This is a genomic window from Streptomyces sp. NPDC086835 (genome assembly GCF_044745705.1).
In the GTDB taxonomy this organism is placed as follows: domain Bacteria; phylum Actinomycetota; class Actinomycetes; order Streptomycetales; family Streptomycetaceae; genus Streptomyces.
The window spans coordinates 475,922-488,849 of sequence record NZ_JBIVAU010000002.1; the positions used below are offsets into that span (position 1 = coordinate 475,922).

A 12,928-nucleotide genomic window follows, 5' to 3' on the forward strand; every position below is an offset into this window, starting at 1 on the left:
ACTCCGCGTCCCCGGCCCCCGTGCGCAAGGATGGAGGTATGGCGAACCGACTTGCGCAGGCCACGTCCCCCTACCTCCTCCAGCACGCCGACAACCCCGTCGACTGGTGGCAGTGGGAGCCCGCAGCCTTCGACGAGGCGCGGCGGCGCAACGTGCCCGTGTTCCTCAGCGTGGGATACAGCTCCTGCCACTGGTGTCATGTGCTCGCGCACGAGAGCTTCGAGGACGCCCGGACCGCCGCGTACATGAACGAGCACTTCGTCAACATCAAGGTCGACCGTGAGGAGCGGCCGGATGTCGACGCCGTCTACATGGAGGCCGTGCAGGCCGCGACCGGGCAGGGCGGCTGGCCGATGTCCGTGTGGATGACGGCCGACGGGGAGCCGTTCTACTTCGGGACCTACTTCCCGCCCGAGCCCCGCCACGGCATGCCGTCCTTCCGGCAGGTGCTGGAGGGCGTCAGCGACGCCTGGACCGGCCGCCCGGACGAGGTGGCCGAGGTGGCGCAGAAGATCAGCCGTGACCTGGCCGGGCGTTCGCTCGCCCACGGTGGGCAGGGCGCCCCTGGGGAGGACGAGCTCGCCCAGGCGCTGCTCGGGCTGGCCAGGGACTACGACGAGCGGCACGGCGGCTTCGGCGGTGCGCCCAAGTTCCCGCCGTCGATGGTGATCGAGTTCCTGCTGCGGCACCATGCCCGCACCGGTGGGGAAGGGGCACTGGAGATGGCCGCCCACACCGGCGAGGCGATGGCCCGGGGCGGGCTCTACGACCAGCTAGGCGGCGGCTTCGCGCGCTACTCGGTGGACCGCGAGTGGGTCGTGCCCCACTTCGAGAAGATGCTGTACGACAACGCCCTGCTGTGCCGGGTGTACGCCCACCTGTGGCGTGCCACCGGCAGTGATCTCGCCAAGCGCGTCGCGCTGGAGACCGCCGACTTCATGGTGCGCGAACTGCGCACCGCCGAGGGCGGGTTCGCCTCCGCGCTGGACGCGGACAGCGACACGGCGGACGGCGGTCACGCCGAGGGCGCGTTCTACGTGTGGACACCCGCGCAGCTGCGCGAGGTGCTCGGCGACGAGGACGGGGCACGGGCGGCGGAGCTCTTCGCGGTGACCGAGGAGGGCACCTTCGAGGAAGGTGCGTCGGTGCTGCAACTGCCCGTCGGCGAACCGGACGCGGACTTGCGCGCCCGGCTGCTCGCGGCCCGCGAGGAGCGTCCGCGTCCCGGCCGCGACGACAAGATCGTGGCCGCCTGGAACGGGCTCGCCGTCGCCGCCCTCGCCGAGACCGGTGCGTATTTCGGCCGGCCGGACCTCGTCGAGCGGGCGACGGAGGCCGCCGACCTGCTGGTGAGGCTGCACATGGACTTCGAGGCCGGTGGTGTGCGCCTGCACCGGACGTCCAAGGACGGGCGGGCCGGGGACAACGCCGGGGTGCTGGAGGACTACGCGGACGTCGCCGAGGGCTTCCTCGCGCTGGCGGCGGTCGGCGGCGAAGGGGCCTGGCTTGAATTCGCCGGGTTCCTGCTCGACATGGTGATCGACCGGTTCCGGGGGGAGGGCGGCCAGCTGTACGACACCGCCCACGACGCGGAGCCCTTGATCCGCCGCCCGCAGGACCCCACGGACAACGCCGCTCCCTCGGGCTGGTCGGCGGCGGCCGGCGCGCTGCTGACGTACGCCGCGCACACCGGCTCGGAGGTCCATCGCACCGCTGCGGAGGAGGCCCTGGGCGTGGTGAAGGCGCTCGGGCCGCGTGCCCCGCGGTTCATCGGCTGGGGTCTCGCGGTCGCGGAGGCACTGCTCGACGGGCCGCGCGAGGTGGCGGTCGTCGGCCCGCAGGGCGACCCGGCGACGCGGGAGCTGCATCTGACGGCGTTGATGGGCACGGCGCCGGGGGCGGCGGTCGCGGTGGGGGAGCCGGACAGCGACGAGTTCCCGCTGCTGCGGGACCGTCCTTTGGTGAACAGCAGTTCGGCCGCGTACGTCTGCCGTGGTTTCGTGTGCGATTCACCGACCACAAACGCAACAGAACTTGCCCGGAAACTCACCGACTGAGGCGAGAAAAGCCGAATTTAACCGTCAGGCTCCGGAACGAAATCCTCCGCCTCTATTGTCCTGAACGCAGATGCATCGGCGCGCGTACTGGGGAGTGACGCGCGTGGGGGAAGTATGTGCCGACGGTCAGGGGGGTCCTGCCGCGGCGCTGTGGCAGGGGGGCCATTCATGCTCATATCGCTGTTCGTTGCTGCCATTTCGGTGGCGCTCTTCTGGATGGCGGCGTTCACGCTGTGGTGGCAGATGCACGCCTGGCGTACGCCGGAGACTCTCGCGGCGACACGGTTCGACCGGCCCGACGGAGGGGTCGGTCTCTCGTTCTCGCTGCTGCTGCCGGCCCGCCACGAGCAGGCGGTGCTGGAGCACACCATCGAGCGGCTGCTGGAGTCCAGCCACTCCAACTTCGAGATCATCGTCATCGTCGGACACGACGACCCGGAGACCGCCGCGGTCGCCGAACGCGCCGCCGCCCGCGATCCGGTCCGGGTGCGGGTCATCACCGACACGCACGAGACCAAGAACAAACCGAAGGCGCTCAACACGGCACTGCCGCACTGCCGCGGCGACATCGTCGGGGTGTTCGACGCCGAGGACCAGGTCCACCCGGAGCTGCTGGCCCACGTCGACCACGCCTTCACCTCCACCGGCGCCGACGTGGTGCAGGGCGGGGTGCAGCTGATCAACTTCCATTCCAGCTGGTACAGCCTGCGCAACTGCCTGGAGTACTTCTTCTGGTTCCGCAGCCGGCTCCACCTGCACGCGCAGAAGGGCTTCATCCCGCTCGGCGGCAACACCGTCTTCGTACGCACCCCGGTGCTGCGTGAGGCCGGCGGCTGGGACCCGAACTGCCTCGCGGAGGACTGCGACCTGGGCGTGCGGCTGTCGTCCGTCGGCAAGAAGGTCGTCGTCGCCTACGACAGCGACATGGTCACCCGGGAGGAGACCCCGGGCACCCTGATGAGCCTGCTCAAGCAGCGCACCCGCTGGAACCAGGGGTTCCTCCAGGTCTACCGGAAGAAGGACTGGAAGCAGCTGCCCGGGCGCGGGCAGCGCATGCTGGCCCGCTACACCCTGATGACGCCGTTCCTTCAGGCGTACTCGGGTGTGGTCATCCCGATCAACGTCGCCATCGCGCTCTTCCTCGACGTCCCGGTGGGGGTCGCCATCGTGACCTTCCTGCCGCTGATCACGGCGATGGTCACCTTCGTCTTCGAGATCGTCGGACTGCACGACTTCGGCAAGCAGTACGGCCTGCGGGTCCGTGCGATCCACTACGTCAAGCTCGTCGTCGGCGGCCCCTTCTACCAGGTCCTGCTCGCCGGCGCCGCCGTGCGCGCGGTCTGGCGGGAGCAGCGCGGCCGTAACGAGTGGGAGCTCACCAGCCATGTCGGCGCGCACCTCACCGAGGCGTCCGGAACCAGAGAGGCCGCCCGCCGATGACCACCACCCTGCCTCCGGCCCCTGAAGCCACCGAGCCGGTATCCGCCGCGCCCGCGAAGGCGAAGGCCACCACCGCCGCGCCCGCGCACGTCCGCCCGGTCGTGCGGTTCCGCAGTTCGCGGCCCGACCTGCTGCTGTGCGGCGCGCTGCTGTGCGTGATCCTGCTCGTCCAGGGCTGGAACATCACCCAGTTCCCGACACTCAGCGACGACGAGGGCACCTACCTCGCCCAGGCGTGGGCGGTCCAGCAGGGCGACGGGCTCGCCCACTACACGTACTGGTACGACCATCCGCCGCTCGGCTGGATCCAGATAGCGTTCCTGACCTGGATACCCTCGCTGATCGCACCCGAGACGATGAGCGTCGCCTCCATGCGGTTCGCGATGCTGGCGGTCAGCGCGGCGTGCGCGGTGCTGCTGTACGTGCTGGCACGCCGGCTGTTCCTGCCGCGATGGGCGGCGGGCCTCGCGATGGCCCTCTTCGGTCTGTCGCCGCTCTCCGTCGTGCTGCAGCGCGAGATCTTCCTCGACAACATCGCCGTGATGTGGATGCTGCTGGCGTTCTGCCTGGCCGCGTCGCCCAGCCGGCATCTGTGGCACCACTTCGCCGCGGGGCTCACCGCCGCCGTCTCCGTGCTGACCAAGGAGACCATGCTGGTCGTGCTGCCCGCGCTGCTGGTGACGATGTGGCGGCACAGCCACCGCGACACCCGTAAGTTCGCGGTGACCGGAGCGATCACGGCCTGCGCGCTGATCGGCCTGTCGTATCCGCTGTACGCGCTGCTGAACAGCGAGCTGTTCCCCGGCGCCGGCCATGTGTCGCTGATCGACGGCATCACCTACCAGATGAGCCGGCCCGGCTCCGGGTTCATCCTCGACGAGGGCACCGGCTCCCACGGGGTCCTCACCTCCTGGCTCTACTACGACTCCGTGCTGCCCCTCGGCGGACTGGCCGGCGCCGCACTGCTGCTCGCCACGGTCCGCTGGTCGGTCACGGCACGGGCACTCGCCGGCCCGGCGCTGGTGGTGGCGATCCTCGCGGTCGTCGCCATGCGGCCCTCGGGCTATCTCCCGGCGATGTACGTGATTCAGGCGCTCCCGTTCCTCGCACTGGTCCTGGCGGCCGCGGCGGCCAGCGTGGCCCACGCCGTGCTGCGCCGCGGCAGCCTGGGCGCGGGACCCACCCGGCCGGGCCTGTCCACCCCGCCCGCCCGGGCGCGCGCCGCACGCCTCACCGCGGCAACGCTGCTGGCCGTGGCGGCAGTCGGATACGTCGCTCCCCGCTGGTACGACGGCAACCGGGCCGCGCTCACCGTCGACGCCAACGCCCCCTACCGTGCCGCGGCCGCCTGGATGCAGAACGAGGTCGACGACCCGGCCGACACCCGCGTCCTCGTCGACGACGCCCTCTGGCTGGATCTCGTGCACGACGGTTTCGAGCCCGGCACCGGGGCGATCTGGTTCTACAAGGCGGACCTCGACCCGGCGGTGGCGAAGACGATGCCGCGCGGCTGGCGCGACCTCGACTACGTCGTGTCGTCACCGACCGTACGGCGTGACGCCGTCGACCTGCCCAACGTCAAGTCCGCGCTCGAACACTCGACGCCGGTCGCCGTCTTCGGCACGGGCGAGGACCGTATCGAGATCCGCAGGATCGCTGGAGGCGAGCTGTGACCACCCCCCGTACGGGCGCCGAGGAACTCGGCGATCCGGAGCTGAGTGCTACCCAGGTCGCCGAGCCCGGCGCCGTCACCATCGTCGTCCCCACCTACAACGAGTCCGGCAACATCCGTGAACTGCTGCGCAGAGTCACCGACTCGGTGCCGTCCCGGCTGCCCTGCGAGGTGCTGTTCGTCGACGACTCGACCGACGACACCCCGGACGTGATCCGCAGCGCGGCGCAGGACTGCCCGTTCCCGGTCGGTGTGCTGCACCGGGACACCCCGGACGGCGGGCTCGGCGGGGCCGTCGTCGAAGGCATGCGGAGGGCGGGCTCCGACTGGATCGTCGTCATGGACGCCGATCTCCAGCATCCCCCCGCCCTGGTACCGGACCTGGTCGCGGCGGGCGAACGCGCGGGCGCGGACCTGGTCGTCGCCAGCCGCTACATCAGCGGCGGCAGCCGCGAGGGCCTCGCCGGCGGTTACCGTATCGCCGTCTCGCGCGGCGCGACCTGGCTGACCAAGGCACTGTTCCCCCGGCGGCTGCGCGGGATCAGCGATCCGATGAGCGGCTTCTTCGCGATCCGGCGCAGTGTGGTGACGGCCGACGCGCTGAAGCCGCTCGGCTACAAGATCCTGCTGGAACTGGCGGTGCGCTGCCGCCCGGAGACGGTCGCCGAGGTGCCGTTCGTCTTCCAGGACCGGTTCGCCGGCGAGTCGAAGTCGACGGCGAAGGAGGGCATGCGGTTCCTCGGTCATCTCACCGGGCTGCGCACCGCGTCCGCGATGGCCAGGATGGTCGCGTTCGGTCTGATCGGGCTGACCGGCTTCGTGCCCAACCTCTTCGCACTGCATCTGCTGACCGGCGCCGGCATGCACTACCTGCCGGCCGAGATCGTGGCCAACCAGTTCGGTGTGGCCTGGAACTTCCTGCTCATCGAGGTGCTGCTGTTCCGCGACCGCAGACGCCACCGGCACTGGGCGGACCGGGCCGGCCGCTTCGCGCTGCTGGCCAACGCCGATCTGCTGCTGCGGATCCCGCTGATCGCGCTGTTCGTGGCCTGGCTGGACATGGCGGTGCTCCCGGCGACGGCGCTCGCGCTGCTGACCACGTTCGTCGTGCGCTTCGCCGCGACGGAGGCGCTGGTCTATCTGCCGCGCAGGAAGAGCGCCCCGCACGCCGCCCGGCCGGACGTGCGGGTCACCAGCTCCTGAACCACCCCGCCGACATCGCCCGGAAGAGAGCCGCACGAAGGGAACCCGCTCATGCCGCCACCGCTCCGGATCTCCCGCCGACGCAGACGCAGGACCGCCCTGCTCGCCGTCGGCGCCATGACCACGGCGCTGCTGATGTCCGTCCCGCAGACGGCCCAGGCCGGTCCGCCCAACCTGATCTCCAACCCCGGCTTCGAGACGGCGGGCACGGGTGACATGCCCGCCTGCTGGTCCAAGTCCGGCTGGGGGGACAACGACTTCACGTTCGAGACGGTCGCCGACGCGCACTCCGGCACCAAGGCGATGAAGGTCTCGCTGACCCGGCGTGCCGACGGCGACCGCAAGGCCCTGATCACCGAGACCACGGCCTGCGCGCCGCAGGTGACGCCGGACCGGCAGTACGACCTGTCGCTCTGGTACAGGTCGACCACTCCCGACGCCTCCGTCACGCTCTTCCGGCACGACACCACGGCCGGCTGGCAGTACTGGACGGACCTGAAGACCCTCGAGATGAGCGCCGGTTACCGGCGCGCCGAGGTCCGCACCCCCGCCGTCCCGCCGGGCACCGACCGGATCGCGTGGGGCGTGTCCGTGTACGGCACGGGCTCGGTCACCACCGACGACTACGTGATGGAGGAGGTGTCGGTCCCGGCTCCGGAGCCCACCTGCACAGGCACGCCGCAGGAGTGCCTCAAGGGCCGCTGGGACGTCCTTCCGGTGCGGAACCCGGTGCGCTCCATGCACTCGGTGGTCATGCACAACGGCAAGGTCCTCGTCATCGCCGGCTCGGGCAACGACCCGGCACTCTTCGAGGCGGGCACCTTCACCTCGGCCGTCCACGATCCGGCGACCGGCACCTTCAAGACGATTCCCACGCCGGTCGACATGTTCTGCGCGGGCCATGTGCAGCTCCAGGACGGCAAGATCCTGATCATGTCCGGCAACAAGGGCTACCCCTCGGCGGACGGGTCGATCGGCTACCAGGGCCTGAAGGACTCGTTCGTCTTCGACCCGGAGACCGAGACCTACACCCGCACGAACGACATGAACGGCGGCCACTGGTACCCGTCGGCGACCATCCTCGGCAACGGTGACGTCATCTCCTTCGGCGGTCTGAAGGAGGACTCGACCGGCAATGTGACCGCGGAGAAGTTCTCCGCCGCCCAGAACAAGTGGCTCCCGATGAACGAGGTCAACCAGACCTGGTCGTACTGGGGCCTGTACCCGTCGATGATCCTCATGCAGGACGGCCGCCTCTTCTACTCCGGCAGCCACACCTTCGGCAACGGCACCCCGGGCACCGGCGCCTCGATCTACGACTACGAGGCCAACACCATCACCGACGTCCCCGGCCTCCAGGCCAAGGACGAACGCGACGAGTCGGCGAGCGTGCTGCTGCCGCCCGCGCAGGATCAGCGGGTGCTGACGATCGGCGGCGGCAACAACGAGACCAATCCGGTCGCCAACCGCTTCACCGACATCATCGACCTCAAGGAGCCGAACCCCGCGTACGTGCACGGCCCGCCGCTGCCGCAGGGCGAGGTCGACCAGGGCCTCGGCCGACGCCCGCAGACGGGCGCGGAGGGCAAGATGTACGTCTCCGCGGTACTGCTGCCCGACGGCAAGGTCTTCGAGACCGGCGGCGCCCTGCACGACCGGGCCGACCCGGTGTACGAGGCGTCGTTCTTCGACCCGGTGACGGGCACCTACGAGGCGGGGCTCGCGACCGACCCGGTCCCGCGCGGCTACCACTCCTCCTCCTTCCTGCTGCCCGACGGCCGCGTCATGTCGGTCGGCGACAACCCCGGCAACGGCACCTACAACCACAACGTGTCGATCTACACGCCGCCGTACCTGCTCAAGGGGGCGCGGCCGCAGATCACTTCGGTGATCGACGGGCAGTGGACGTACGGCGACACCCAGCGGATCACCGTCGACCGGCCGATCGCGAAGGCGGAGCTGATCCGCCCGGCGGCGGTCACGCACTCGTCCGACCCCAACCAGCGGTTCGTGGACCTGCCGATGACGGTCGACGGCAACAACGTCGACCTGAACGTCACCAGCAACCCGAACCTGGCACCGCCGGGCTGGTACATGCTCTTCGCGGTCGACGCGAACGGCGTACCGTCGGTGGCCCGGTGGGTGCATCTCGGCGGCCCGCCCGCCATGGCGCGGGCGGCGGCGGACCATCCCTCCGCCCATGTCCACGACTTCGCGGACGATCTGGCGCGGGCGCCGAAGAAGCCGTTGAAGAAACGGAGTTCGGTGGCGGTGGATCCGCAGATCGCGGGCTGCGACCGCCACTACGGCAACGCGGGCGTCTGCGTCCCGACCACCTTCCCGAAGACGGTGGCCCGCACGACGGCCGCCCGGTGCGCCTGGCTGGCCACGCACGACTACGGCCGCCTGAAGGTCAACGGCGCGGACGACCCCCTGCGGCTCGACCCGAACCGGGACGGTGTGGCGTGCGGGAAGGGGGACGTGCGCAGGAGGTGAGCGACTGCCGGTGAGCCACGCGGTCCCGGCCCTGCCCGCCGATCGGCGGGCAGGGCCCGGACCACCCGCCCTCTGTCGGCCTGCGATCGGGCCGGCGCCGCCCCCGGGGCCGGGGAGGGCGCCGACGCGGCGTCAGATGCGGTGCACGGTGTGCAGTGTCCTGGCGTACGTGCCCGTGCCGTCGAGCAGCGACGCGCCGCCCAGGTCGGACATCGTCGGCCCGTCGACCGTCTTGCGGCTGGACAGGAAGCGGCGCCGGCCGGCCTGGTCCTCGCCCAGATAGATGCCGACGTGGTCGACCGTGGCCGTCACGGCGTCGTCACCGGAGTCGGCGTTGAACAGGAGGAGGTCACCGGGTTGCAACTGCGTCGCGGCGGGCGGCCGGGTGCCGTCGGTCCGGTCGATGCGGACGCCGGGCGCGTGGTCGGCCATGTCCCGGGACCTGCGCGGGAGCCGGGTGCCCGACGTGTCCTCGCCCGCGGCCAGCGGCACGCCCAGGTGGTAGCCGTAGACCATGCGCGTGTAGCCCGAGCAGTCGAGGTTGCCGACCTGCTTGCCGGACGGCCCCGTCCAGGTGCCGTCGGGGGAGGTCCAGCCGAGGTTCATGTACTCGTGGAAGTCGGCGCCTTCGTAGCGGTCGCCCCGCGGGTCCAGGTAGCCGTACCCGGCCTCGCCCAGCACCTGCTTGTCCTTGGTCGGTCCCGCCCCGCTGGTGACGGCCGGGGCGCCGGTCAGGAACATGGCCGCGTAGGCGAGAACGTCCGGAGCGGTGGAGCCGGCCCAGCCGCGTATCGTCTGCTCGAGCTCCGGTGTCCAGGTCCCGTCGAACGGCTGCGGCAACACCCTCACCCAGTCGCGGTGCGTGACGCTGGGCGGCGCCTCCCATGTGGCGGCGTCGACCTGGAAGCGGCTGACGGTCAGCCTGACGGGCAGATTGGTGCAGCCGCTGTTGGCCAGTGCCCGCAGGCCGACCCGCCCGGCGCCGAACGTGGCGTCGCTGACGTCGACGGCCCAGGCGGACGGCTCCGCGAGATCCGAGCGCCATGCCTTGGCCCTGATGCGGGTGCCTTCACGGCGCACCCGGATCGTCCAGTCGGTCCCGGCGGGCACACCGGTGGCGAGCGTGAGGGCGGAGGCCAGTTGGGTGACGTTGTCGGCGACCTCCTTCTCGACGCGCAGTTCGACCGCGCCCGAGGTGAGGAACGACAGCCGGGCACGGTAGTTGTCGTGGGTGCTCTGATAGCCGAAGGACAGCGCGTACGAGCAGGCCTGACCGGTCGGCACCTTGTCGAACCGGGCCACGGAACGCACGTCGACATCGGTGATGCCGTCGTCGCGCACGCCGGCGTGGCGGCTCGCGTGGTCGGTGGTGAGGGTGATGACGCCGGCGCCGGGCGCGACCGAGTAGTCGCTCTCGTCGGGCCCGAGGGTGGACCAGCTGCCGCCGCCGGGCGTGTTTCCCCAGTAGCGGCGCTGTGCCGCCGGCAGCGACAGGTCCGGCAGGGTGCGGCCGAAGTCGTCCGCGTACGGCTTCTTGTTCTCGGTGAACGTCCGTTCCGGGCCGGGCAGTACGACGGTCCGCGCGCCATGGGTCAGCAGCGCGACGCGTTCGCCGCCGGAGGTGACCTCGGTACGTGCCGGGGTCCCCGGCAGCACGGCGGCGGTGAGCGGAGTGTGCAGCGTCAGCCGGGTGAAGTACGAGGCGTCCAGCGGGGCCTGCGTCACGGACGATCGGGCGGTGCCGAGGCCGGCCGGGGCCGCGAGCGGCGCGGCGACCTGGGCCGGCCCCGCGGCGCGGGCCGGGGCGGCGGTCAGAGCGCCGAGCGGGACGGCAGCGGCGGAGGCGGCGAAGACGGCGAGAAGTCCACGCCGTGAGGTGTTCGACATGCAGTCATGATCGGGCAGCGGATCGCCGCCCGGTACGGTGGCCCCGGAGGGGCAACTTCCCACCGCTGCCCGGCGATCAGAGCCGCAGGCCGCCTTCGAGCACGTCCAGCGTGCGGTCCACGAGAGCGACCAGGTCGTCCTGCTGGCCGCGCTCGCCCCAGTGGATCAGGGCCTCGCGCAGCGCGGCCATGACGGCGGCGGTGAAGACCCGTACCTCCAGGTCGTCCGGTTCCCGGCCCGCCCGGTCGGCGATCGGGCGGGCGAGCAGCTGAGAGGTGTCCGCCATCGTCTCCGTCATCCGGGCCCGCAGGGCGGGGACCTCCAGCATGAGACGGGTGCGCAGCTGCATCTCCTCGGGCTCGTTCTCGAGGATCGCGGCGACGGCGCCGGACAGGATGATCCGCAAGGACTCGAGCGGCGGTTCGTCCGCCGGCCGGGCCCGCAACAACGCTTGCATGACCGGGTCGAACTCGTCGGTGAGGACGATGTCTTCCTTGGTGGGGAAGTAACGGAAGACCGTGGAAGGAGAGACCTCCGCCGCCGCCGCGATCTGCTCGACCGTGGTCGCGTCGTACCCCTGCTCGGCGATCAGCCGGTACATGGCCTTGCGGATCGCGATACGGGTCTTGAGCTTCTTGCGCTCCCGCAGCCCCATCGGGGGCTGGTGCTGCTCGAACGGGAGAGGTGCGGTGGCGGCCATGGTCGTCATTGTCGGGCATCCGCCGCCGCCCCTGCCACGTCCGCGGTCACGGCGGCCGGGGTGCTCCCCGGCCTCGGCAGCAGGGCCGCCGCGAGGAGCGCGGTGATCAGCGCGGCGATCCCGGAGACCAGCAGCACCACACCCATGCCCCTCGCGTACGCGGCGTCCGCCGCCGCGGTGAGCGCCGGGTCGCCCAGCAGATGCGCGGCGACCACGGAGTCACCGGCCGCGTCGGGCGCACCGGCCGGCAGCCGGTTCTCGTAGACGGCCGCCAGCAGCGACCCGATGAGCGCGATCCCGATCGCGCTGCCGACTTGGCGTACGGTCGCCAGCAGTCCGGAGCCGGAGCCCGCGCGGTCCGGCGGCAGGGCGTCGATGGCGGCCGTCATCGCGGGCACCATCGAGAAGCCGAAGCCGAGCCCGGCGACCGAGAGCCACAGCGCGGTGAAGCCGTAACCGCTCTCCAGGGTGACGCGGCTGCCGAGGAAGCCCGCGAAGGCGAGGACGACGAGGCCGGCGGTGACCACGGAGCGGGCGCCGAACCGTTCGGCCAGCGGGGCGCTGCCCTTCGCGGCGACGATCAGCCCGCCCATCAGCGGCAGCATCCGCACCCCGGTGCCGAAGGCGTCGTTCCCGAGGACGGCCTGCAGATACGGCGGCAGCACGAACATCAGCCCCGCGAGCACGAACATCGCCAGTGTCACGGTCAGGGTGTTGAGCAGGAACGAGCGGTCGGCGAGGAGCACCATGTCGAGCATGGGCCGCGCGGCGCGCTTCTCCCGTACGACGAGGGCCGCGATCAGCACCGCGGCGGCGGCGAGGGCGCCGAGGACCACCGGGTCCGTCCAGCCGCGGACGGGCGCCTCGATGATCCCGTAGATCAGCGCGCCGAGACCGGTGGCGGTCAGCGCGGTGGCCAGGACGCCGACCCTGGGCGCCGAGGGGTCGCGGGTCTCCGGCAGCAGGAACAGGCAGGCGGTGATCCCGATCGCGACCATCGGGATGTTCACGACGAAGACGGAGCCCCACCAGAAGTGGTCGAGCAGCCAGCCGCCGACGACCGGCCCGAGCGGCAGTCCGAGAGCGGAGGCGGCGGTGACGATGCCGACGGCCTTGGCCCGCTCCTGGCCGGCGAACAGTGACGGTACGACGGCCATGCTGAGCGGCATCACGAAGGCGGCGCCGACGCCCATGGCGGCGCGTGCGGCGATGACGGTGGTGACGTCGTCGGCGAGCGCGCCGAGGAGTGAGCCGCCCAGGAAGACGCCCAGGCCCGTCACCAGCATCCGCCGGCGGCCGAACCGGTCGCCGACGAGCCCGGCGGGGAGCATCAGGGCGGCGAAGACCACGACATAGCCGTCCGCCATCCACTGCTGCTCTCCGGTGGTGGCGCCGAGCTGTTCCGCCATGGCCGGCAGGGCCACGTTCAGGATGGTCATGTCGAAGCCGAGGACGAGCAGGCTCGCGACCATC

Annotated in this window: 8 protein-coding genes; 5 read left to right on the forward strand and 3 right to left on the reverse strand. The window is 71.3% G+C overall.

The window, feature by feature from the left end; translation table 11 throughout:
- Positions 1-38 precede the first annotated feature (38 nt).
- The 5 genes from ACIPJI_RS08330 to ACIPJI_RS08350 all read left to right on the forward strand — a co-directional run bounded on the left by ACIPJI_RS08330 (position 39) and on the right by ACIPJI_RS08350 (position 8,868).
- On the forward strand, positions 39-2,057 hold the full coding sequence (locus ACIPJI_RS08330; protein ID WP_402245146.1) for a thioredoxin domain-containing protein: 2,019 nt from the start codon (positions 39-41) through the stop codon (positions 2,055-2,057).
- 168 nt (positions 2,058-2,225) lie between these two features.
- Positions 2,226-3,497 carry a glycosyltransferase gene (locus ACIPJI_RS08335; RefSeq protein WP_356623515.1) on the forward strand — a complete coding sequence of 424 codons (1,272 nt, stop codon included), beginning with the start codon at positions 2,226-2,228 and terminating at the stop codon, positions 3,495-3,497.
- Complete coding sequence (locus ACIPJI_RS08340) at positions 3,494-5,170, forward strand: ArnT family glycosyltransferase (RefSeq protein ID WP_402245148.1); 1,677 nt, start codon at positions 3,494-3,496, stop codon at positions 5,168-5,170. Before ACIPJI_RS08335 ends, ACIPJI_RS08340 begins: the two co-directional genes overlap by 4 nt.
- Positions 5,167-6,372 (forward strand): glycosyltransferase family 2 protein, encoded by a 1,206-nt coding sequence (locus ACIPJI_RS08345; RefSeq protein WP_356623513.1) that lies wholly within the window; start codon positions 5,167-5,169, stop codon positions 6,370-6,372. The genes ACIPJI_RS08340 and ACIPJI_RS08345 overlap by 4 nt, the downstream gene beginning before the upstream one ends.
- Positions 6,373-6,489: 117 nt before the next feature.
- Positions 6,490-8,868: a galactose oxidase-like domain-containing protein gene (locus tag ACIPJI_RS08350; RefSeq protein WP_402245781.1), complete on the forward strand. Its 2,379-nt coding sequence runs from the start codon at positions 6,490-6,492 to the stop codon at positions 8,866-8,868.
- A gap of 132 nt (positions 8,869-9,000) precedes the next feature.
- On the opposite strand, the gene ACIPJI_RS08355 is transcribed toward ACIPJI_RS08350, so the two are convergent.
- The 3 genes from ACIPJI_RS08355 to ACIPJI_RS08365 form a co-directional block, all read right to left on the reverse strand.
- Positions 9,001-10,755, reverse strand: a complete 1,755-nt coding sequence (locus tag ACIPJI_RS08355) for an NlpC/P60 family protein (RefSeq protein WP_402245150.1) — start codon at positions 10,753-10,755, stop codon at positions 9,001-9,003.
- Between the two features lie 76 nt (positions 10,756-10,831).
- The gene (locus tag ACIPJI_RS08360; RefSeq protein ID WP_402245152.1) at positions 10,832-11,455 is read right to left on the reverse strand and encodes a TetR/AcrR family transcriptional regulator; all 624 of its coding nucleotides are present in this window, start codon (positions 11,453-11,455) and stop codon (positions 10,832-10,834) included.
- Positions 11,456-11,460: 5 nt separating this feature from the next.
- Complete coding sequence (locus tag ACIPJI_RS08365; RefSeq protein ID WP_402245783.1) at positions 11,461-12,927, reverse strand: MFS transporter; 1,467 nt, start codon at positions 12,925-12,927, stop codon at positions 11,461-11,463.
- Between the last annotated feature and the right edge of the window lies 1 nt (position 12,928).